Annotated in this window: 19 protein-coding genes; 6 read left to right on the forward strand and 13 right to left on the reverse strand. The window is 67.0% G+C overall.

The window, feature by feature from the left end:
- Position 1: 1 nt before the first annotated feature.
- From ACTG4X_RS06795 to ACTG4X_RS06820, 6 genes are all read right to left on the reverse strand, one after another.
- Positions 2-205 carry a hypothetical protein gene (locus ACTG4X_RS06795; protein WP_093056182.1) on the reverse strand — a complete coding sequence of 68 codons (204 nt, stop codon included), beginning with the start codon at positions 203-205 and terminating at the stop codon, positions 2-4.
- Positions 206-398: 193 nt separating this feature from the next.
- Entirely contained in the window at positions 399-1,787 is a 1,389-nt protein-coding gene (locus tag ACTG4X_RS06800; RefSeq protein WP_093056180.1) for a sigma 54-interacting transcriptional regulator, read from the reverse strand.
- Positions 1,784-2,452 carry a hypothetical protein gene (locus ACTG4X_RS06805; RefSeq protein ID WP_093056178.1) on the reverse strand — a complete coding sequence of 223 codons (669 nt, stop codon included), beginning with the start codon at positions 2,450-2,452 and terminating at the stop codon, positions 1,784-1,786. The genes ACTG4X_RS06800 and ACTG4X_RS06805 overlap by 4 nt, the downstream gene beginning before the upstream one ends.
- A 58-nt stretch (positions 2,453-2,510) precedes the next feature.
- Positions 2,511-3,938: a sensor histidine kinase gene (locus ACTG4X_RS06810; RefSeq protein WP_093056176.1), complete on the reverse strand. Its 1,428-nt coding sequence runs from the start codon at positions 3,936-3,938 to the stop codon at positions 2,511-2,513.
- Entirely contained in the window at positions 3,938-5,287 is a 1,350-nt protein-coding gene (gene miaB / locus ACTG4X_RS06815) for a tRNA (N6-isopentenyl adenosine(37)-C2)-methylthiotransferase MiaB (RefSeq protein ID WP_440533495.1), read from the reverse strand. Before miaB ends, ACTG4X_RS06810 begins: the two co-directional genes overlap by 1 nt.
- Before the next feature lie 61 nt (positions 5,288-5,348).
- Entirely contained in the window at positions 5,349-5,621 is a 273-nt protein-coding gene (locus tag ACTG4X_RS06820; RefSeq protein WP_256329181.1) for a hypothetical protein, read from the reverse strand.
- 440 nt (positions 5,622-6,061) lie between these two features.
- Here ACTG4X_RS06820 and ACTG4X_RS06825 point away from each other — a divergent pair, with 440 nt between their 5' ends.
- Entirely contained in the window at positions 6,062-7,246 is a 1,185-nt protein-coding gene (locus ACTG4X_RS06825) for an efflux RND transporter periplasmic adaptor subunit (RefSeq protein WP_440534369.1), read from the forward strand.
- Positions 7,243-10,407, forward strand: a complete 3,165-nt coding sequence (locus tag ACTG4X_RS06830; protein WP_440533496.1) for an efflux RND transporter permease subunit — start codon at positions 7,243-7,245, stop codon at positions 10,405-10,407. Before ACTG4X_RS06825 ends, ACTG4X_RS06830 begins: the two co-directional genes overlap by 4 nt.
- A 235-nt stretch (positions 10,408-10,642) precedes the next feature.
- Here ACTG4X_RS06830 and ACTG4X_RS06835 read toward each other — a convergent pair whose 3' ends face one another.
- The 5 genes from ACTG4X_RS06835 to ACTG4X_RS06855 form a co-directional block, all read right to left on the reverse strand.
- Positions 10,643-11,335 carry a Crp/Fnr family transcriptional regulator gene (locus ACTG4X_RS06835; RefSeq protein ID WP_093056165.1) on the reverse strand — a complete coding sequence of 231 codons (693 nt, stop codon included), beginning with the start codon at positions 11,333-11,335 and terminating at the stop codon, positions 10,643-10,645.
- Positions 11,336-11,388: 53 nt separating this feature from the next.
- Positions 11,389-12,033: a histidine phosphatase family protein gene (locus tag ACTG4X_RS06840; RefSeq protein WP_097200105.1), complete on the reverse strand. Its 645-nt coding sequence runs from the start codon at positions 12,031-12,033 to the stop codon at positions 11,389-11,391.
- 19 nt (positions 12,034-12,052) lie between these two features.
- Positions 12,053-12,670, reverse strand: a complete 618-nt coding sequence (locus ACTG4X_RS06845) for a DUF4136 domain-containing protein (RefSeq protein WP_440533497.1) — start codon at positions 12,668-12,670, stop codon at positions 12,053-12,055.
- A 45-nt stretch (positions 12,671-12,715) separates the two neighbouring features.
- A complete protein-coding gene (gene ttcA / locus ACTG4X_RS06850; protein WP_093056159.1) occupies positions 12,716-13,648 on the reverse strand; it encodes a tRNA 2-thiocytidine(32) synthetase TtcA in 933 nt (310 codons plus the stop codon).
- Positions 13,649-13,710: 62 nt separating this feature from the next.
- Positions 13,711-14,634: a LysR family transcriptional regulator gene (locus ACTG4X_RS06855; protein ID WP_097200103.1), complete on the reverse strand. Its 924-nt coding sequence runs from the start codon at positions 14,632-14,634 to the stop codon at positions 13,711-13,713.
- Between the two features lie 99 nt (positions 14,635-14,733).
- Between ACTG4X_RS06855 and ACTG4X_RS06860 the strand changes: the two genes are divergently transcribed.
- The gene (locus tag ACTG4X_RS06860) at positions 14,734-15,957 is read left to right on the forward strand and encodes an MFS transporter (protein WP_440533498.1); all 1,224 of its coding nucleotides are present in this window, start codon (positions 14,734-14,736) and stop codon (positions 15,955-15,957) included.
- A gap of 11 nt (positions 15,958-15,968) precedes the next feature.
- Here the strand turns inward: ACTG4X_RS06860 and ACTG4X_RS06865 are convergent, their stop codons facing one another.
- Together ACTG4X_RS06865 and ACTG4X_RS06870 are read right to left on the reverse strand one after the other, a co-directional pair.
- Complete coding sequence (locus ACTG4X_RS06865) at positions 15,969-16,343, reverse strand: dihydroneopterin aldolase (RefSeq protein WP_093056387.1); 375 nt, start codon at positions 16,341-16,343, stop codon at positions 15,969-15,971.
- Between the two features lie 11 nt (positions 16,344-16,354).
- Positions 16,355-17,134, reverse strand: coding sequence for an SDR family oxidoreductase (locus ACTG4X_RS06870; RefSeq protein WP_440533499.1), 780 nt, complete (start codon positions 17,132-17,134; stop codon positions 16,355-16,357).
- A 23-nt stretch (positions 17,135-17,157) separates the two neighbouring features.
- Here ACTG4X_RS06870 and ACTG4X_RS06875 point away from each other — a divergent pair, with 23 nt between their 5' ends.
- The 3 genes from ACTG4X_RS06875 to ACTG4X_RS06885 all read left to right on the forward strand — a co-directional run bounded on the left by ACTG4X_RS06875 (position 17,158) and on the right by ACTG4X_RS06885 (position 20,326).
- Positions 17,158-18,273, forward strand: coding sequence for a class I SAM-dependent methyltransferase (locus tag ACTG4X_RS06875; protein ID WP_440533500.1), 1,116 nt, complete (start codon positions 17,158-17,160; stop codon positions 18,271-18,273).
- Between the two features lie 126 nt (positions 18,274-18,399).
- A complete protein-coding gene (locus ACTG4X_RS06880) occupies positions 18,400-19,293 on the forward strand; it encodes a TauD/TfdA dioxygenase family protein (RefSeq protein WP_097200099.1) in 894 nt (297 codons plus the stop codon).
- 22 nt (positions 19,294-19,315) lie between these two features.
- Positions 19,316-20,326: an ABC transporter substrate-binding protein gene (locus ACTG4X_RS06885; RefSeq protein WP_097200098.1), complete on the forward strand. Its 1,011-nt coding sequence runs from the start codon at positions 19,316-19,318 to the stop codon at positions 20,324-20,326.
- Positions 20,327-20,328: the final 2 nt, after the last annotated feature.

Consider the following 20,328-nt stretch of genomic DNA (forward strand, 5'->3'; position numbering starts at 1 on the left):
TTTACCAACGTTGCTTGTCGAGGGAAGGGGTGTCGCCAATGGCAGGAAAGCGCTTGATCACGCAATCCGGCTCAGCGCCGCCAGCGCTTGCGAGCGCGGCCAGCGAATGACCCGCGGCACGGGGCCGCGAGGGGGAAAACTGCTTTTGACGCAGGCCGTCGCGCTGCTGGCGCAGTGCGAAAGATGGGCTGGTGAGTGCTGTCATGCCTGTACAGGGGCAAACCCTGTGCCAGGCTGGAAAAACGCTTTCAGATCAACAGCTTGGAGCGATCTGAAGGTGTTTTTGGCGGGGGAAGGCTGCGGGAAGGCCCCAAAACCCCTGTTTTTGTCGCCGAATCCCGACAAGCCTGCTGGGCTGGTGGGGATAGGCCATATAAATCAACGACTTAGGTGCGTCGCTACTCGGCGACAGGGTCCCCGCCCGGAGCGACAGCGTCGGCCTTGAAGTGGCCAGGCGTGAGTTCGTGCTTCTGCAAAAGCCGGTAGAACTCCGTGCGGTTGCGGTCGGCCAGGCGGGCCGCGTCGGCCACGTTGCCGTCCGTCAGTTTCAGCAGGCCGACGAGGTAATCGCGCTCGAAACGCTGCTTGGCTTCGGCGTAGGTCTGGACCTCGACCGTCGGCACACGCAGCGCCCGCTGCACCAGCGCCAGCGGAATCAGCGGCGAGCTCGACAGCGCACAGACCTGCTCGACCACATTGAACAGCTGGCGCACATTGCCCGGCCAGGCTGCCGTTGTCAGCGCCTTCAGCGCCTCGGGCGCGAAGCCGGACAGCCGCTTGCCGTACTTGGTCGACAGGCGCTGCAGGAAGTGATTGGCCAGCAGCGGGATGTCTTCGCGCCGTGCCGACAGCGGCGGCAGCGTAAGCGTCACCACGTTCAGGCGGTAATACAGGTCTTCGCGGAACTGGCCGGCTTCCATTGCGGCGTCGAGGTCGCGGTGGGTGGCCGAGACGATGCGCACGTCGACCTCGATCGACTGGCTCGCGCCCAGCGGCCGCACCGCGCGCTCCTGCAGCACGCGCAGCAGTTTGACCTGCAGGGCAGGCGGCATGTCCCCGATTTCGTCGAGCAGCAGCGTGCCGCCGTCGGCCTGCTGGAACAGGCCCTTGTGATTGGCGTGGGCGTCAGTGAAGGCGCCCTTCATGTGGCCGAACAGTTCCGACTCGAGCAGCGCTTCCGGAATGGCGCCGCAGTTCACGGCCACGAAGGGCTTGTCGGCGCGCGCGCTGGCCTTGTGGATGGCGCGCGCCAGCAGCTCCTTGCCGGCGCCGGAGTCGCCGCGCAGCAGCACGGAAGCATCTGACTTGGCAACCATGCGCGCTTCGGCCAGCAGCTCGGCCATGCGGTTGCTGCGGCTCACGATCTCGGCGCGCCAGCTGTCGTCGCCGGCCTTGCTCGGCGTGGTGGCGGGGGCGCCGAGCGCCAGCGCCTGCGCGATCTTGTCGAGCAGCTCGCGGCCGTCGTAGGGCTTGGTGAGGTAGGTGAACACGCCCCGCGCTGTAGCCTCGACCGCGTCGGGAATGGTGCCGTGCGCGGTGAGCAGAATCACCGGCAGCGAAGGGTGGCGCTTGCGGATCTCGTCGAACAGCTGGAGGCCGTCGCGCCCGGGCAGGCGCACGTCGCTCAGCACGAGCTGCGGATGTTCGATCTCCAGCTGCGTGAGCGCCGTCTCTGCCGAGGTGACGGCCGTGACCTGGTAGCCCGCCGAGCTCAGCCGCATCGAGAGCAGCCGCAGCATGTCCGGGTCGTCGTCGACCACGAGAAGACGGGCGCCAGAGGTGCTCATTGGTTCGGCTTGCTTCCGGTAGGCGGCGCCGCAGGGGTGGCTGCGGCCGGGGTGGTGTTGGGCCGCGCAAAGCTGCGCTCGATGGCGCGCAGGGCTTCGATGCGGTCGTTCAGCTGATCGATGCGGCGCTGGCTGTCGCGCAGCTGCTGCACCTGCCTGTCACGGTCGTCCTCGACGCGGCGCTGCTCTACATAGCGCGCGGCCAGGGCGCGTGCCAGCGGATGCAGGGCCTGCGCCTCGGGCGCGGGGTTGGCGATCACGCGCTGCAGCAGGCCCAGCGCGCGCGCCAGGTCGGCTGGCACGCGGGTTTGCGAGAGCAGCAGCGCCAGTTGCATCTGCGCCGTGGGCGCATCGCCGGGGTCGCCGATGCGTGCGATTTCCGTGTTCAGGTCGGCGCCATTCAGCGGGCGCACCCTGTCGGCATACGACAGCATGGCCGCCTGCGGTCCCTGCGTCATCAACGTGAAGAGCGACGAGGCGGGCTGCGTGGCCGGGGCCTTGGGCTCGGCCTCGACCGGCATCACGCGCGGCACGACCGGGGGCGGCGGCAGCGCATCGGCCTCCGCGGGCGGCTTGGGCTGCGTGGCGCAGGCGGCCAGCAGCAGGACGAAAGGCACGGTCATCGCCCCGGCGAAGGAGGAACGGCGGACGAACGAAAAAGACATGGGTCGAAGAAAGGACGCGAGGCGGTCAGGCAGTGTTGGAGAGGGGAAGCCGGGGTGGTCAGGCCGTGCGCGGCAGTTCGATGCGAAAGCGAGCACCGGGACCGCCGGGCTGCAGAGTGATGCGGCCCCCGTGGGCTGCAATGTACTCCTGCACGATGGAAAGTCCGATGCCCGTGCCTTTCACCGTGTGCTCGGGCTGGCGTTCGCCGCGGAAGAAGGGTTCGAAGATCCGGTCGCGGTCGCCCTCGGCAATGCCGGGGCCGGCGTCGTTCACGTCGATGTGCACCGCCTCGGGCGTCCCCGACACCGCCAGGGTGATGACACCGCCCGTTACCGAAAAGCGAATGGCGTTGCTCAACAGATTGGCGATTGCGGTGCCGAGCTTGGTGCGGTCGACCGTCATTGCGATGGGCTCGCCCTCGGCGCGCACGCGCAGTCCGTGCGACTGCCACTGCAGGCGCTGGGCCTCGATCTGTTCCTCGATCAGCGGCAGCAGCTCGGTGCGTTCGCGGCGCAATTCGCGCGCCTCGAAGGCGGCGGCGTTGAAGCGCAGCAGCGCCTCGATCTGGCCCTGCAGCGCCACGGTGTTCTGCTGCAGGATCTGCGCGACTTCGAGCTGCGCCGGGTTCAGCGGCCCGGTCACGCCGTCTTCGAGCAGTGAGACGCCCTCGCGCAGCGCGGCCAACGGCGTCTTCAGCTCGTGCGATACGTGGCGCAGGAAGCGCGCCTTGTCGGCGTCGAGCTCGGTCAGGCGCAGCCGCAGCCATTCGAGCTGCTGCGACACGCGCCGCACGTCGGCCGGGCCGCGGATGTCGATGGGCTCGTCGAGCCGGTTCTGGCCGAGGCCGACGATGGCGTGCTCCAGCCGCTTGAACGGCCGCGCCAGCCAGATGCCGAAGGCCAGCGCCAGCGACACGGCCAGCACGCTGGCGGCCACCACTTCGCGCATCAGCCGGCGGCGCGCGTTCTCGATGCGCTTGGCCAGCGCATCGTTCTGCGTTTCGATCAAGAACTGCGCCTGCTGCGCGAGGTTGGTGTTGAGCGCGTCGAGCTCGCGGAACTGCATGGCCATCGTGCTTTCGCGGGCGAGGGCGCTGTCGGCGTTGCCGCTCATCAGGCCCTCGATCACGCCGAGCTGGGTGCGCCACATCTCGATGCCGGCGGGCGCGAGGCCGTTCTTTTCCAGCCGCTCCAGCACCTGATGCGCTTCGCGCGCCGCGTCGTCGAAGCGGCGGCGCAGCACCGCGTCGTTGAGCACCAGCGACTGGCGCCCCGCGCGCTCCATGGCCGCACTGCGTTCGGCCAGCGACTGGGACGCGCCCGACAGGCGCAGCGCACGCGCGGCCGCGTCGCGGCTTTGCGTCATCAGTACGTCGTACTGCAGCACCGAGCGCAGCGCCACGCCAACCAGCAGCGCGGTGATCAGCAAGAAGGCAAACAGCAGGAGCTGCTGGAACGAGCCCCGTATGGAAGGTCGCTTCGCCATCAGTGGGCGAGCGCCGGCATCAACGATTCGCTCGTGACCACCTCGCCGCGCAGCGTGTAGGCCAGCGAGCGGGTGATGCGCAGATCGGTCATCTGGCCAACGAGCCTTGCGTCGCCCTCGAAGTTGACGACGCGGTTGCAGGCGGTGCGGCCCATGAGTTCGTTCGCATCCTTGCGCGAGGCGCCTTCCACCAGCACGCGCTGCGTGGTGCCGACCAGCGCCTGGCCGAAGCGCTTCACGTTGGCGTCGATCACGGCCTGCAGCGTGTGCAGGCGCGCGAGCTTCACCTCGTGCGGCGTGTCGTCATGCAGCGCGGCGGCGGGCGTGCCGGGGCGCGGGCTGAAGATGAAGCTGAAGCTGGCGTCGAACTGGCAGTCGTCGATCAGCTTCATCATCTTGTTGAAGTCGTCGTCGCTCTCGCCGGGGAAGCCGACGATGAAGTCGCTGCTCAATGCGAGCTCGGGGCGGATGGCGCGCAGCTTGCGCACCGTGCTCTTGTATTCCATGGCGGTGTAGCCACGCTTCATCGCCATCAGGATGCGGTCGCTGCCGTGTTGCACCGGCAGGTGCAGGTGGCTCACGAGCTGCGGCACCTTCGCGTAGGCCTCGATCAGGCGCGGCGTGAACTCGTTCGGGTGGCTCGTGGTGTAGCGGATGCGCTCGATGCCGGGAATTTCTGCGACGTATTCGATCAGCAGCGCGAAGTCGGCAATTTCCGCGGTGTCGCCCATCTTGCCGCGGTAGGCATTCACGTTCTGGCCCAGCAGCGTGATCTCGCGCACGCCCTGGTCGGCCAGGCCGGCGATCTCGACCAGCACGTCGTCGAGCGGGCGGTTCACTTCCTCGCCGCGGGTGTAGGGCACCACGCAGTAGCTGCAGTACTTGGAGCAGCCTTCCATGATCGACACGAAGGCCGTCGCGCCCTCGACGCGCGCGGGCGGAAGGTGGTCGAACTTCTCGATCTCGGGGAAGCTGATGTCCACCTGCGGGCGGTTCAGGCGCTCGCGGTCGTTCAGCATCTCGGGCAGGCGGTGCAGCGTCTGCGGCCCGAACACGATGTCGACGTAGGGAGCGCGCGCGATGATGGCCTCGCCCTCCTGGCTCGCCACGCAGCCCCCCACGCCGATCTTCACGCCCTTGGCCTTCAGGTGCTTCACGCGGCCGAGGTCGGAGAACACCTTCTCCTGCGCCTTCTCGCGCACCGAGCAGGTGTTGAACAGGATGAGGTCGGCCTCGTCCACGTTCTGCGTGGGCTCGTAGCCCTGGGCTGCGTTGAGCACGTCGGCCATCTTGTCCGAGTCGTACTCGTTCATCTGGCAGCCGAAGGTCTTGATGAATACTTTTTTCATGGGGAACTCTCTCTGCCCTCCGAGGGTGGAGGGCTGCAGGTGCGCGCGGCGCGCCGCTGCGTTATTGCGTGTTGACGGTGTCGTTCGAGGTGAACGGCCAGATGTTCAGGAGCGGCTTGTCCAGCGACTCGCGGCTGGCCATGGCTTCGTCTGGCGTGAGGATCCACACCTCGCGCAGCAGTCCGGCGGCGTCGCGCGTGTAGTTGACGAGGTACTTCTGGCCGACGATGGCACCGGGCATCACCAGCATGTTCTGGCCGCTGCGGATGCGCGCGCCGGCGCCCAGGCGGTCGGGCTTGCCGTCGAGTTCGACCTCGGGTGCGTTGGTGACCATGAATTTGCCGCGCAAAGTGCCGATAGGGAAAGTGCGACCGCCAACGAGCGATTCGTTCTGGGTCTGCGGCCGGGGCACTTCGTCCTGGGCGCTGGCGGTGAGCGGGAAAAAGCCTGCAGCAGCAATGGCTGCTGTGCAAACTGCTATGAAAGTGAGAGCATTCGTGATTGTCTTGCAGCGGTTCATGGGGTTTATCCAGAGGCTGTGGAGCGGCGATTTTAGCGAGGGGGTGTGGTTCTCTCGCGCCGGCCACAGTCAGTTATGCGGGGCTTTGGGTTGACCTGCTTTACATTTCTTTACAGGCCCCATGAACACCGAGAGTCAGCCGCTGATCCAATAGTCGCTGTCAGCCCAAAGTGCACAAAGAACCCATGAAGAAAAATGTCGCGGTCGCCCTTGCGGGCGTGTTGATCGTAGCCGTCGCGGGCGGGTGGTGGAGCATGTCCGGCGACAAGTCCGCCACAAAGAGTGCCAAGGCGCCGACAGCCAACGGCGGCGCTGCTTCCGGCGGCGGTGCCCCCGCGCTCGTGACGCTGGCCACGGCGCAGAAGCAGGACGTGCCGGTGACCGTGCAGGTCAACGGCAGCGTGGTGTCCCTCAACAGCGTCGACCTGCGCCCGCAGGTGACCAACACGGTGAGCGCGGTGCACGTGAAGGAAGGTCAGTTCGTCAAGTCCGGCCAGCTGCTGTTCACGCTCGACGACCGCAACGACCAGGCCAACCTCGCCCGCGCCCGTGCACAGCAGCAAAAGGATGAGGCCACCATGGCCGACCTCGAGCGCCAGTACAAGCGCAGCCAGGACCTGGTGGCGCAGAACTTCATCGCCAAGAGCGCTGCCGACGCCACGCTCTCGCAGCTCGAGGCACAGCGCGCCGCCGTGGCCGCCGACCGCGCGGCCGTGCAGTCGGCGCAGGTGGCGCTGGGCTATGCGACGCTGCGCGCGCCCATTGCGGGGCGTATCGGCGCCGTCAACATCTACCCGGGCACGCTGGTGCAGCCGACGCTGTCGCTGGTCACCATCACGCAGCTCGACCCGATCGCCGTGAGCTTCCCGGTGCCCGAAGGCAACCTGCAAGACCTGCTGGAGGCCGCGCGCTCGCGTTCGAAGGTCGAAGCCGTCGTCACCGGCGGCAAGGCGCCGCTGAGCGGCACGCTCGACTTCGTCGACAACACCGTCGATCCTCAGATCGGCACTGTGCGCGCCAAGGCCGTGTTCGCCAACGCCGACCAGAGCCTGTGGCCGGGCCAGTTCGTCGGCACGCGCATCACGGTGCGCACGCTCAATGGCGCCACCGTGGTGCCGGCCGCGGCGCTGATGATGCTGTCCGAGGGCACTTCGCTCTATGTGGTCGACGAGGGCAAGACCGCCATGCGCCGCAAGGTGAAGACGCTGCACACCTTCGGCACCAAGGTCGCGGTCAGCGGCGTGGAGCCAGGCGAGCAGGTGGTGATCGAGGGCAGCCAGAACGTGCGCCCGGGCGGCAAGGTCCGCGTTGACGTCAAGGCGCCGGGTACGCCCGCCGAGCCTGCAGCGCCCGCCAACGGCACCACCGGCGTCACGCCGGGCAGCGCGGCCTCTTCGGACGGCGCCGACATCAAGCCGCCGAAGCAGGAACGCGCATGAACATTTCGGAGCTCTGCATCCGTCGTCCTGCGATGACGGTGCTGCTGTCTGCGGCCGTGGTGGTCATCGGCATCTTTGCGTACTTCAGCATCCCCGTGGCCGCGCTGCCGAGCTACAACACGCCGGTCATCAACGTCAACGCGCAGCTGCCGGGCGCCAGCCCGGACACCATGGCGTCGTCTGTAGCGCTGCCGCTCGAAAAGCAGTTCTCGACCATCCCGGGCCTGCAGACCATCAGCTCGGTGAACACGCAGGGCGTGACCTCGCTCACGCTCGAGTTCGTGAGCAGCCGCGACATCGACGCCGCCGCCGTCGACGTGCAGGCCGCGCTGCTGCGCGCCCAGCGCCAGCTGCCGCAAGAACTCACGCAGCTGCCCTCCTACCGCAAGGTGAATCCGGCCGATGCGCCGGTGCTGTTCATCGCGCTGATCTCGCCGTCGATGAACCCGTCGGAGCTCAACGACTACGCCGAGAACCTGATCTCGCCCACGCTCTCGACCATCGACGGCGTGGCGCAAGTGGGCGTGTATGGCCGCAAGGCTTTTGCGGTGCGCATCAAGGCCAACGCCGACCTGCTCAACGCGCGCAACATCACGCTCGATGAACTCGCCAAGGCGGTGAACTCGGCGAATGCCAACACGCCGGTCGGCGTGCTCGACGGCCCGCGCCAGACGCTCACCATCCAGGCCAACCGCCAGCTCATGAAGGCGGCCGACTTCGCCAAGCTGATCGTCGGCCAGCGCAATGGCGCGCCGGTGCGGCTCGACGAGGTGGCGACCATCGAGGACAGCTTCGAGTCGGTCAAGACCGCCAGCAGCTTCAACGGGCAGGACTCGATTTCGCTCGCCGTGCAGCGCCAGCCGAACGCCAACACCGTGCAGGTGGTGGACGCGGTGCGCGCGCTCATCCCGCGCTTCAAGGCCGAGTTGCCGCAGTCGGTGGAAATCCAGATGGTGAACGACCGCTCGCTGTCGATCCGCGAGGCCGTGCACGACGTGCAGCTCACGTTGCTGGGCACCATCGCGCTGGTGGTGCTGGTGATCTTCCTGTTTTTGCACCGGCTGGTGGCCACGCTGATTCCGGCCGCGACCATTCCCATTTCGCTGATCGGCGCGGTGGCGCTGCTCTACGCCTTCGGCTACAGCCTCGACAACATCTCGCTGCTCGGCATCACGCTGGCGGTGGGCCTGGTGGTGGACGACGCCATCGTGGTGCTCGAAAACATCATGCGCTACGTCGAGAAGGGTATGGACCCGTTCGCGGCGGCGCTGCGCGGCGCGCGCGAGGTGGGCTTCACCATCGTGTCGATCTCCATCTCGCTGGTGGCCGTGTTCATCCCGATCTTCTTCATGCCGGGCGTGATCGGCCTGCTGTTCCACGAGTTCGCGGTGGTGGTGGCGCTGGCGGTGCTGGTGTCGGCCGTGGTGTCGCTCACGCTGGTGCCGATGCTCGCGAGCCGCCTGCTCAAGCAGGTGCCGCGCAAGGAAGGCGCGCTCGACCACGAAGAAGAACATCCCGAGCCGGGCACCGCCATCGGCCGCGCATTCGAGCGTGGCTATCGCGCGGTGCACGGCGGCTACATGCGCACGCTCGACTGGACGCTGGGGCATCGCAAGGTGATGCTGATGATGGCGGCGCTGACCTTCGTCATCACGGGCTGGCTGTTCGCGACCATCCCGAAGGGCTTCTTCCCAGAAGAAGACATCGGCCAGATCCAGATCACGACCGAGGCCGCCGAAGACATTTCATTCACCGCCATGAAGGCGCTGCAGGACCGCGTGGCCGCAACGCTCAAGGACGACCCGAGCGTCGACTACGTGAGTTCCTTCGTCGGCGTCGGCGGACCCACCGCCACACAGAACTCCGGCCGGCTGTTCGCGGTGCTCAAGCCGCGCAGCGAGCGCCCGCAGATGGCGAAGGTGCTCGAGTCGCTGCGCCAGCGCTTCCGCGAGATCCCGGGCATCGCCGTCTACATGCAGCCGGTGCAGAACCTGCGCCTGGGCGGCCGCCAGAGCAAGGCGCGCTTCCAGTACACGCTGCAGAGCGTGAACGCGGGCGAGATGGTGCCCTGGTCTACCAGGCTCATGGAGCGCATGCGGGCTGATGCGGCCTTCCGCGACGTGACCAGCGATTCGCAGAACCGCGGCCTGCAGGCCACGCTCGACATCGATCGCGACAAGGCCGGCGTGCTCGGCGTGGCGGTAGGCGACTTGCGCACCGCGCTCTACAACGCGTACGGCGACCGGCAGATCGGCAGCATCTACGGTTCGAGCAACACCTACCAGGTGATCCTCTCGGCCGCCGACAACGACCGCCAGTTCGAGGAAGACGTCTCGCGCCTGTCGGTGCGCAGCACCACGGGCAGGCTGGTGCCGCTGTCGGCCTTCTCGACCGTCAAGCGCACGGTGGGGCCGACTTCGGTCAACCACCAGGGCCAGCTGCAGGCGGTGACGGTGTCGTTCAACCTCGCGCCCGACGTGCCGCTGGGCAACGCGACCGCGAAGATCGACCAGTTCAAGGACGAACTGAAGATGCCGCAGTCGATCATCACCACCTACGGCGGCGATGCGGCGGTGTTCCAGAGTTCGCAGTCGAGTCAGGCCGTGCTGCTGGTGCTGGCGGTGCTCGTCATCTACGTGCTGCTGGGCGTGCTGTACGAGAGCTACATCCACCCGCTGACGATTCTGGCGGGGCTGCCTTCGGCGGCAGTGGGGGCGCTGATCTCGCTGAAGCTCTTCGGCTTCGACCTGACGCTGATCGCGACCATCGGCATCCTGCTGCTGATCGGCATCGTGAAGAAGAACGCGATCATGATGATCGACTTCGCGCTCGACGCGCAGCGCACCGAGGGCATGCAGCCGGTGGACGCGATCCGCGAGGCCTGTCGCCTTCGTTTCCGCCCGATCCTGATGACCACGCTGGCCGCGCTGATGGGCGCGCTGCCGCTGGCGCTGGGCCTGGGCGCCGGCGCCGAGCTGCGCCAGCCGCTGGGCGTGGCCGTGGTGGGCGGGCTGATCTTCTCGCAGGTGATCACGCTGTACATCACGCCGGCCATCTACCTGGCGCTGGACCGCTACAGCGGCACGGGGCCGATGGTCGATCTGCCGGGAGAGGCCAAGGCCGAAGCTGCAGCGGGCGGTCACGCCGCCTCGCACGCCTGACGGCGATCCAAAAGATGCCGGATGGTCATGAGCGTGAGCCACCCGGCCAGAAAGGACTTTGGCAGTCCTGCGAAACGTCACACCCGGGCCATCGCCAATTGAAGGCGGGCCTCTTCTTCAACGGCTCCTCCCGTTCCCTCCTCCGCTCTTCCCATCCATGTGTGTGACGGGGTGAATGATGGCGATGGGGGAAGGGCTCCACGGTATCCAGCGATACAGGAAGTGGGCTTTTTTCTTATGGTGACGCATCGCGGAAACGCCGCAAGGCCGGCGCATTCGGGATGCTGACCTGCCGGGCCCGCGTTTCAATGAGCCCGTGTCCCGCCAGCGCATTCAACGTGCGGGTGACGGTGACGCGGCTCAATGCCGTCATGGCGCCGATCTGCTCATGCGTCAGATCGACGGTGAGTTGTTTCGATGCCTGCGCCGATGGCAGGCGTGCCACACGCAGCAGCAAATCGATGACCCGCTCCTTGGGCGCCGCCGAGGCCACCCCGGCAAGCTTGGCGACGATCATGTGATTCTTGAAGCCGAGCAGCTGGATCAATGAGGTCGCGAGTTCGGGAAGCTCCGAAAATTGCTGCGCGACATCCGCCGGGCGATAGCGGCTGAGAATGGCCGGCGCGACCGCCCGGGTCGTCGTGGGCCGAGGACTGTCGGCAAACGCCGGGCCTTCGCCAAAAATCGCACCCGGTCCGAAGATCTCGAGCAGGAACTCCGAGCCGTTGCTTCGCTGGATCGTGGAGTGAACGAACCCCGATCGCAAAAGATAGAAGTAGTCGTGCCGTTCGCCTTCGCGCGCAATGGTGTCGCCGGCCTCCAGGGTGACGAAGCTTCCCAGATGCGTGGCGTCGGTCCACGGCGCAGACAGCGTCTGGGATGCATCCCAACTGGCGTACGCCGAGGGGGGCGAATTTGTTCTTTTCATGGGAGCGTCTTGCCCGGGTCGGAGAAAGGCAAGCGGCCCATCGTGCCGTCGCGCTAGGTCGTGGGCTCATCGAGCGGCGTGTCCGCCGCCAGGTGGGCGGTATCGCTCCAGCCCACAAGGCTGAAACCTTCCGGCGTCCACAGCATGCGGTTGATGGCTGCATTGCCCAGCTGCCAGGTGCGTGGCGCCTGCAGTGCCTGCCGGGTGGCGGCGCGGTACAGCACGTCCATCACGCCGCCATGCGCAACCAGCACGACCAGCTCGCCCGGATGTCGTGCCGCCAGCTCGGAGGCCACGCCTGTCACGCGGTCGCGGAACACCAGCAGGCTCTCGCCGCCGTCGGGTTCGAACTCGGGGTCGCGCTCGCGCCAGAGCTTGGCCTGCACCGGCAGCGTGGCTTCGATCTCGGCGAAGCTCAGGCCCTCGAAATGCCCGAAGGCACGCTCGCGCAGGCGCGGCTCGGGTTGCACGGCCAGGCCATGGGGCTTGGCGATTTCTTCTGCGGTCTGCCAAGCGCGCGAGAGGTCGCTGGCGTAGACGACACCAATCGGCTCGTCGGCCAGCGCACCACCGGCGCGCCGCGCCTGCCAGAGTCCGGTCTCGTTGAGCCCGATGTCGAGCTGGCCCTGGATGCGGGTGTCGACGTTCCAGGCGGTTTCGCCGTGGCGAACGGCGATCAGGCGGGTGGCTTCTTCCATTCGCGGGATTCTAGAAGCGCTACTTTTTGGCCGTTGACAGCTCGATATTGACCCGGCGCTCGCCCTGCGGCGGGTTCGGGAAGCCCTGCAGCGCGGCCTGGAACATCACCGGCAGGATCGCCGCACTCGAGGTGTAGGGACCATCGTTGCGGGCGCGGGTCTCGTAGACCACGCGGTTGGAGCCCACCTCGCGCAGCACCACGCTCACTTCGCGCTCGTACCAGGGGTTGGCTGGCGGCGCGAACGCCGGGCCGCCATACCAGCCGCCGCCGTACCAGCGCCGGCCGTAGTAGCCATAGCCGCCGTAGCCATAACCCCAGGGGCCGTTGTAGAGCCACGGATCGGCCCAGGGCGAGAGGCCGGTCGTCACGCGCGCGCCGATCTGCGCGGTGTACTGGGGCTTGGCGTCGTCGCGGCGCAGGCCGACGTTGTCGAGCGCCGCGGCGGCCATGGCTTCGAGCGATTCCTGTCGCGCGCCGTCGGCCTGCTGCGAGGGCAGGCGATCGAAGCGGTAGGTGGCGCCGGGCGCCACGGTGCCGGGGGAGGCAAAGCTCTTGACGTCGCTGTCGACCACCCAGGAGGTGGCGCAACCCGTCAGGCTTGCTGCAAGAAGAAGAGCAGAGAACGCAAGTTTCATGAGGGTCTCCGGGCGCAAAGCCCCAAATTCCCCTGGGTTGCCCGGTCAGCCCTGGACGATGCGCAGGGCGGCAGGTGCCTGGGAGAGCAGATCGAAGGAAGGGGTGTCGAAGGCCTTGTCGCCGTCGTCATCCGCCACGCCCGTCGCCTTCAGACCCTTGAAGTCGTGCCGCGTTCCGTCGAGCAGGTGCGAAGGAACCACGTTCTGCAGCGCGGTGAACATGTTCTCCACGCGGCCGGGGTACTTCTTGTCCCACTCGCGCAGCATTTCGCCGACTTGCTTGCGCTGCAGGTTTTCCTGGCTGCCGCACAGCGTGCACGGAATGATCGGGAACTCGCGGTGCTGGGCCCAGCGCACCGTGTCTTTTTCGGCCACGTAGGCCAGCGGGCGGATCACGATGTGCTTGCCGTCGTCGCTCACCAGCTTGGGCGGCATGCTCTTGAGCTTGCCGGCAAAGAACATGTTGAGGAAGAAGGTCTGCAGCATGTCGTCGCGGTGGTGGCCCAGCGCGACCTTGGTGGCGCCCAGCTCGTCGGCCACGCGGTACAGGATGCCGCGGCGCAGCCGGCTGCACAGGCCGCAGGTGGTCTTGCCCTCCGGGATCACGCGCTTGACGATGCTGTAGGTGTCCTGGTTCTCGATGTGGAAGTCCACGCCCAGGTCGCTCAGGTACTTGGGCAGCACCTCTTCGGGAAAGCCGGGCTGCTTCTGGTCGAGGTTGACCGCGACGATGTCGAAGTGAATCGGCGCGCGCGCCTTCAGCTTGAGCAGGATGTCGAGCAGCGCGTAGCTGTCTTTGCCACCCGAGACGCACACCATGACCTTGTCGCCTTCTTCGATCATGTTGTAGTCGACGATGGCCTGCCCGACCTGGCGGCACAGGCGCTTTTCGAGCTTGTGCGTTTCGCGCTCGATCTTCAGGGAATTGGCAGTGGCGTCGGCGGCGGCGGGCGCCTCGTCGATCCAGACGGCGTTCATGGGCAGGCTACTTCGGGGAGTCGGGGGAAGGGGGTGATTGTCCCCGATCCCCATTCCGCACGCTACGCGGCGGGAAAGGCGGTGCGCATCGCCTCGACGAAGAGCCGCAGCTTCGCCGGGTAGAAGCGCGCATACGGGTACGCCAGGTACACCGGCGCGGGCGTCCCGCGCCACTGCGGCACCAGATGCAGCAGCCGGCCCGCGGCGATCTCCTCGGTCAGCATCCATGTCGACGACACGCCCGCGCCCAGGCCCAGCACGACGGCGCTGCGCAGGGCGTAGAGGCTGTCGGTGATCAGGCGCGGGCGGATCGGCACGCGGCACACCTCGCCGGTGGTCTCGTGCGTGAGCACGACCTCGGTGCGGTAGAAGTTGCGCGCGGCCAGCCAGGGCAAGGCTTCCAGCTCGCGGGGGTGGGTGGGCACTGCGGCCGCACCCTCGAAAAGAGAAGGCGCGGCAATCGCGATGCGCGGCACCTCGGACAGCCGGATCGCCACCACGGCCGGGTCAGTCACTTCGCCGACGCGGATCGCACAGTCGACGCCCTCGGCGATGAAGTCGGGCGTCTGGTCGTGCGGGCTGTCGTGCAGCAGCCATTCGACCGTCACCTGCGGATGGCGCTGCAGGTACCCGGCCAGCGGGCCGACCAGCAACTGCTGCCCGAAGGCATGCGGCGCCACCACGCGCAGCCGGCCCTCGGGCTGGTCGCCGACGCCGCGCAGCTCGGCCTCGAAGGCGCCCCAGCTCTGGAGCAGCTCCTTGGCGCGGTCGAAGCAGCGCTCGCCGTCCTCCGTGAGCTTCATCGCGTGCGTGGAGCGCTGCAGCAGCCGCACGCCCAGCGAGCGCTCGAGCGCCTGCAGGCGGCGGCTCACGGTGGGCTGGGTGGTGCCCATCTGCGTGGCTGCGGCCGACAGGCTGCCGGCCTCGACGATGCGCACGAAGGTCTGCATCAGCTCGATGCGGTCGGCGGGAGCGGGCTTTTCCATGCGTCGAGCGTATATCAATTGTTCGACCCGGGAGGCTACCTTTGACCGCCACCGCCCTGCAAACTCCGGCCCTTGCTTCTGGTTCTAAGGGTTAACACCATGTCTTCCATTCAATCAACGCATGAGCGACTGCCCGGCTCGCTGATCCTGCTGCTGGCCGCCAGCGCCGGCTTCGGTGTCGCGGCGCTCTACTACAGCCAGCCCATGCTGGGCGTGCTCGGGCCCGACATCGGCGCCTCGGCCCGTTCCGTGGGTTTCGTCCCCACGCTCACGCAGCTGGGCTATGCGCTCGGCATCCTGCTGCTCGCCCCGCTGGGCGACCGCTTCGACCGCCGCCGCATCATCCTCGTCAAGGCCTCGGTGCTGGTGCTGGCGTTGCTCGGTGCAGCTTTTTCGCCCTCGGTCGGCCCGCTGCTGGCGGCCAGCCTCGTCATCGGCCTTGCCGCCACCATGGCGCAGGACGTGGTGCCGGCCGCCGCCACGCTGGCGCCCGAAGCGCACCGCGGCAAGATTGTCGGCACGGTGATGACGGGGTTGCTGCTGGGCATCCTGCTGTCGCGCGTGCTCAGCGGCTTCGTGGCCGAGCACTTCGGCTGGCGCACGATGTTCATGGTCGCGGCGGCCAGCATCGCGTTCATTGGCGTTGCCGCGGCGCGCGGCCTGCCGCACCTGCGCCCGACCACACAGCTGGGCTACGGCGCGCTGCTGGGCTCGCTGGCGGATCTGTGGAAGCGCCACAGCGCGCTGCGCCGCGCCGCCTTCGCGCAGGCCCTGCTGTCGGTGGGTTTCAGCGCCTTCTGGTCGACGCTGGCCGTGATGTTGCACGGCGCGCCCTTTCATCTGGGCAGCGCGGCTGCCGGCGCCTTCGGCCTGGCCGGCGCCGCGGGTGCGCTGGCCGCACCCCTCGCCGGGCGCCTGGCGGACCGCCGCGGCCCCGAACTGGTGATCCGCATGGGCGCCGTGCTGGTCGTGGTGTCGTTCGCGGCCATGCTGTTTGCACCGCTGATGGCGCCCGCCGCTCGGCTGGGGCTGATCGTGGCCAGCGCCATCGGCTTCGACTTCGGGCTGCAGGCCGCGTTGATCGCGCACCAGACCGTGGTCTACGGTATCGACCCCGGTGCGCGCAGCCGGCTCAATGCGGTGTTCTTCAGCGGCGTGTTCATCGGCATGGCCACGGGTTCCGCGCTCGGCGCCCTGGTGCTGGCGCAGTGGGGCTGGTCGGCCGTGGCCTTGCTGGGGGCGGTGTCGGGGCTGGGTGCGCTTGCCGTGCGGATGTGGCCCGTGGCCGTCAAGCCTGCCGTGGCTTGTGGTTCAGCGGCCTGAGGGGCTGTTGCTCACCACTCGCCGGCTTCCATGCGGATCGCCACTTCGCAGTCGTCGAAGATTTCGAGCTTGGCGATCTTCACGCGCACGCCCACCACGCCGGGCAGCTGCAGCAGGCGCTGCACCAGCTTGCCGATCAGGCTTTCGAGCAGGTTGACGTGCTCGGCGGTGCACTCTTCGATGATGATGCGGCGCACCTTGCGGTAGTCGAGCACGTGGAAGATGTCGTCGTCCTGCGGCAGCAGCGGCTGCGGGCCGAGGTTGAGTTCGGCATCGACCAGGATCGGTTGCGGCGCCGTCTTCTCCTGTTCGAGGATGCCCAGGTTGGCGTCGAAGCGCAGGCCCTGGAGGGTGAGTGTCTGGTGGCCTTGCGAGGGAGTGGACATGGTGGTGGTGCTCACATGAGCGAGAAATCGCGCTCGAATTTCATCAGGTGCTGGCCGCCGTCCACCAGCAGCGTGGTGCCGGTGATCGAGCGGTTCTCCAGCGCGAACTTCACTGTGGCGACCACGTCATCCGGCGTGGAAGAGCGGCCCAGCGGCGACAGTTTGTGCAATTGCGCGAACTTGTCGTCGTCCAGCATGTGGCTCGCCAGCGTGAGGCCGGGCGCCACGCCCACCACGCGCACGCGTGGCGCGAGGGCCAGTGCCAGCATCGGCGTGGCGGCTTCGAGCGCGGCCTTCGACAGCGTGTAGCTCAGGAAGTCGGGGTTCGGGTTCCACAACTTCTGGTCGAGCAGATGGATAACCGCGCCTTGCGCGTCGCGCGCCGTCACGTGTTCATGCAGCGCCTGCGCCAGCAGGATGGCCGCGCCGGTGTTGCTGCGCGCATGGCGTTCCATGAGCGCATAGCCGAAGGTGGCGGCTTCGTCGTGCTCAAACAGCGCTGCGCTGTGCACCACGGCGTCGACGCCGCGAAAGCGCGCGACCACGCGGGGCAGCAGGGCGCGCGTGGCCTGTTCGTCTTCGAGGTCGGCGGCGAACAGGGCCGAGTCGCCCGAGAGCGCGGCGCAGTCGGCCACCGTCTGCTCGGCCTCGGCCAGCGAACTCCGGTAATGCACCGCCACTTGCCAGCCACCTGCGGCAAGCCCCAGCGCGATCTCGCGGCCCAGCCTGCGGCCTGCGCCCGTGACGAGAACGGTGCGGCGGGAGGCAGGGGCTTGGGAAACGGGGCTCATGCGGGGAGAGGGAGAATGGCGCTGTGACGACAAAGACGACCCCCAGCAGTTTACCTACCGCCCTCGACCACCTCATCGCGCGTTCCGTCGAGCGCGCGGGTGGATGGATCGGGTTCGACCGCTTCATGGCGCTCGCGTTGTATGCGCCCGGCCTGGGCTACTACGCCAACACTTCCGCCAAGTTCGGGCACATGCCTTCTTCGGGCAGCGACTTCGTGACAGCGCCGGAACTCACGCCGATGTTCGGGCAGACACTGGCAGCTCAGGTGGCCGAGGCGCTGGAGAAGACGGGGACCGACACGGTGTGGGAATTCGGCGCTGGCTCTGGTGCATTGGCGGTGCAGCTGCTGCATGCGCTCGACGAGATGGGGCGCACCGATGTGCGCTATCGCATCGTCGATCTGTCCGGCACGCTGCGGGAGCGGCAGCAGCAGGCGCTGGTGCGGTATGCGGATCGTGTCGAGTGGCTGAACGAGCTGCCTGAGTCGATGGAAGGCGTGGTGGTCGGAAACGAAGTGCTCGATGCGATGCCGGTGCAATTGCTGGCGCGTGTGGGCGGGCAGTGGCTCGAACGCGGCGTGGTGCGCAATGTGAGCGACGACGGTTGGGCATGGGCGGACCGTTCCACCGAACTTCGCCCGCCGATCGAAGTGCCCGGCGAACACGACTACCTCACCGAGATTCATCCGCAGGCTCGGGCGTTCATTGCGACGCTGGCGGATCGGCTTGGGAAGGGCGCGGCTTTCCTCATTGACTACGGGTTTCCCGAGGCCGAGTACTACCACCCGCAGCGGCACATGGGCACGGTGATGTGCCACCGGGCGCACCAGGCTGATGGCGATCCGCTGTCTGATGTGGGCTACAAGGACATCACTGCGCATGTCGACTTCACGGGTATTGCGCTGGCTGGGCAGGACGCGGGGCTTGAGGTGCTGGGCTATACGAGTCAGGCGCGGTTTCTGCTGAACTGTGGGTTGTTGGCTCGGATGGAAGCCGGGTCTGTTGCCGAGCGGGCGATGGCTGCGCGGTTGATCCATGAGCATGAGATGGGGGAACTGTTCAAGGTTGTCGGGTTTGCTGTTGGGGGGGCTTGGGATGCGATGGGGTTTGTTGAAGGGGATCGCAGTCATACGCTTTGAGTGACTGTGGTTGTTTGTTTTTCCGAGGCCGGGCCGAGACCCGGCCCCCGTCCCAAACATCCAAAGTCATAAGCTATCAACGAAGAGTTCGTTGGGAAACAACAAACCGGCCCCTACATTCCCGGCATGACAGCCGTTCTTTCCAGCAGCAGGCCCGAGCCCGCCGCACAGCACTTCGAAGTGCGCCCCTTCGACGCCCCCGTAGGCGCCGAAATCATCGGCCTCGACATCTCGAAGCCAATCAGCACCGAAGACTTCGTCCGAATCCACAAAGCCCACCTCGACCACCACGTCCTGGTATTCCGCGACCAGCAGATCACCCCGCAGGAGCACATCGACTTCAGCCGCCGCTTCGGGCCGCTCGAAATCCACGTCCTGCACCAATTCCAGCTGAAGAACCACCCCGAGATCCTCATCGTCTCCAACATCAAGGAGAACGGCGAGCCCATCGGCCTCGGCGATGCGGGCGTCTACTGGCATTCCGACATTTCGTACAAACCCAATCCCAGCCTGGGCTCTCTGCTGCACGCGCAGGAGCTGCCGAGCGAAGGCGGCGACACGCTGTTCGCCGACCAGCATCTCGCATGGGAGTCGCTGAGCCCCGAGCTGCAGCAGCGCGTCCTGCCGCTGAAGGCCGAGCACAGCTACCTCGCCAAGTACGAAGAGCTGCGCGCGAAGAACCCGTGGCGCCCCAAGCTCTCGCAAGCGCAGATCGATCAGGTCGCCCCAGCCGTCCAGCCCGTGGTGCGCACGCACCCCGAGACAGGCCGCAAGGCGCTGTTCGTCAGCGAGCACTTCACCACGCGCATCGTCGGCCTGCCGCAGGACGAAAGCGACGCCTTGCTCGCCGAGCTGTTCGCGCATAGCGTGAAGCCCGAGTTCGTGTACCGCCACCAGTGGGCGCCGCACGACCTCGTGTTCTGGGACAACCGCTCGCTGATGCACCTCGCAGCCGGCACGCCAGACCACCTGCGCCGTCGCCTCAACCGCACCACCATCGTCGGCGACACGCCTTTCTGATCTTTCTTCCGGACCCCCGTCAATGAACCGCTTCACCCGCAAAGCCGCCGCGCTCGTCACCGGCCTCGGCCTTCTCGCCGGCAGCCTCGCTGCGCATGCTGAGGGCCAGATCCGTATCGCCGAGCAGTTCGGCATCGTCTATCTGCTGCTCAACGTGGCGCAGGAGCAGAAGCTCATCGAGAAGCACGCGAAGGCCGCGGGCGTCGATGCCAAGGTCGAATGGGTCAAGCTCTCGGGCGGCTCGGCCGTCAACGACGCGCTGCTGTCCGGCAACATCGAGATCGCGGGTGCCGGCGTGGGTCCGCTGCTCACGCTGTGGGATCGCACCAAGGGCAAGCAGAACGTGAAGGGCGTGGCCTCGCTGGGCAACTTTCCGTACTACCTGGTGAGCAACAACCCGAACGTGAAGACGATTGCCGACTTCACCGACAAGGACCGCATCGCGCTGCCCGCCGTGGGTGTGTCGGTGCAGTCACGCGTGCTGCAGTTCGCCTCGGCCAAGCTGTGGGGCGACAAGGAGTTCAACCGGCTCGACAAGATCAGCGTGGCGCTGCCGCACCCCGATGCGGCTGCAGCCATCATCAAGGGCGGCACGGAGATCACGGGGCATTTCGGCAATCCGCCGTTCCAGGAGCAGGAGCTGGCGGGCAATCCGAATGCGCACATCGTGCTCAACTCGTACCAGGTGCTGGGCGGTCCGTCGTCGGCGACGGTGCTCTACGCGACGGAAAAATTTCGCAGCGAGAACCCGAAGACGTACAAGGCGTTTGTCGATGCGCTCGACGAGGCGGCGAAGTTCGTCACGGCCAACCCGGAGAAGGCTGCCGACATCTACCTGAAGGTGAGCAACGCGAAGCTCGACCGCGATCTGCTGCTGAAGATCATCAAGAACCCCGAAGTGCAGTTCAAGACCACGCCGCAGAACACGTATCCGCTGGCGGAGTTCATGCACCGTGTGGGCGCGATCAAGAACAAGCCGGCTTCGGTGAAGGATTACTTCTTCGACGATGCGCAGAATTCGTCGGGGAATTGATC

Origin of the sequence: Variovorax sp. YR566, from assembly GCF_051992195.1 — a bacterium.
GTDB lineage: Bacteria > Pseudomonadota > Gammaproteobacteria > Burkholderiales > Burkholderiaceae_C > Variovorax.

What these genes read in the sequence shown, in the direction of transcription:
- ACTG4X_RS06830 (WP_440533496.1), top strand. Translation starts at nt 7,243, where the DNA reads ATGAACATTTCGGAGCTCTGCATCCGTCGTCCTGCGATGACGGTGCTG.
- ttcA (WP_093056159.1), bottom strand. Translation starts at nt 13,648, where the DNA reads ATGAACGCCGTCTGGATCGACGAGGCGCCCGCCGCCGCCGACGCCACT.
- ACTG4X_RS06820 (WP_256329181.1), bottom strand. Translation starts at nt 5,621, where the DNA reads ATGGTCACCAACGCACCCGAGGTCGAACTCGACGGCAAGCCCGACCGC.
- ACTG4X_RS06825 (WP_440534369.1), top strand. Translation starts at nt 6,062, where the DNA reads ATGTCCGGCGACAAGTCCGCCACAAAGAGTGCCAAGGCGCCGACAGCC.
- ACTG4X_RS06800 (WP_093056180.1), bottom strand. Translation starts at nt 1,787, where the DNA reads ATGAGCACCTCTGGCGCCCGTCTTCTCGTGGTCGACGACGACCCGGAC.
- ACTG4X_RS06840 (WP_097200105.1), bottom strand. Translation starts at nt 12,033, where the DNA reads ATGGAAGAAGCCACCCGCCTGATCGCCGTTCGCCACGGCGAAACCGCC.
- ACTG4X_RS06805 (WP_093056178.1), bottom strand. Translation starts at nt 2,452, where the DNA reads ATGTCTTTTTCGTTCGTCCGCCGTTCCTCCTTCGCCGGGGCGATGACC.
- ACTG4X_RS06885 (WP_097200098.1), top strand. Translation starts at nt 19,316, where the DNA reads ATGAACCGCTTCACCCGCAAAGCCGCCGCGCTCGTCACCGGCCTCGGC.
- ACTG4X_RS06880 (WP_097200099.1), top strand. Translation starts at nt 18,400, where the DNA reads ATGACAGCCGTTCTTTCCAGCAGCAGGCCCGAGCCCGCCGCACAGCAC.
- ACTG4X_RS06860 (WP_440533498.1), top strand. Translation starts at nt 14,734, where the DNA reads ATGTCTTCCATTCAATCAACGCATGAGCGACTGCCCGGCTCGCTGATC.
- ACTG4X_RS06845 (WP_440533497.1), bottom strand. Translation starts at nt 12,670, where the DNA reads ATGAAACTTGCGTTCTCTGCTCTTCTTCTTGCAGCAAGCCTGACGGGT.
- ACTG4X_RS06795 (WP_093056182.1), bottom strand. Translation starts at nt 205, where the DNA reads ATGACAGCACTCACCAGCCCATCTTTCGCACTGCGCCAGCAGCGCGAC.
- ACTG4X_RS06870 (WP_440533499.1), bottom strand. Translation starts at nt 17,134, where the DNA reads ATGAGCCCCGTTTCCCAAGCCCCTGCCTCCCGCCGCACCGTTCTCGTC.
- miaB (WP_440533495.1), bottom strand. Translation starts at nt 5,287, where the DNA reads ATGAAAAAAGTATTCATCAAGACCTTCGGCTGCCAGATGAACGAGTAC.
- ACTG4X_RS06865 (WP_093056387.1), bottom strand. Translation starts at nt 16,343, where the DNA reads ATGTCCACTCCCTCGCAAGGCCACCAGACACTCACCCTCCAGGGCCTG.
- ACTG4X_RS06855 (WP_097200103.1), bottom strand. Translation starts at nt 14,634, where the DNA reads ATGGAAAAGCCCGCTCCCGCCGACCGCATCGAGCTGATGCAGACCTTC.
- ACTG4X_RS06835 (WP_093056165.1), bottom strand. Translation starts at nt 11,335, where the DNA reads ATGAAAAGAACAAATTCGCCCCCCTCGGCGTACGCCAGTTGGGATGCA.
- ACTG4X_RS06810 (WP_093056176.1), bottom strand. Translation starts at nt 3,938, where the DNA reads ATGGCGAAGCGACCTTCCATACGGGGCTCGTTCCAGCAGCTCCTGCTG.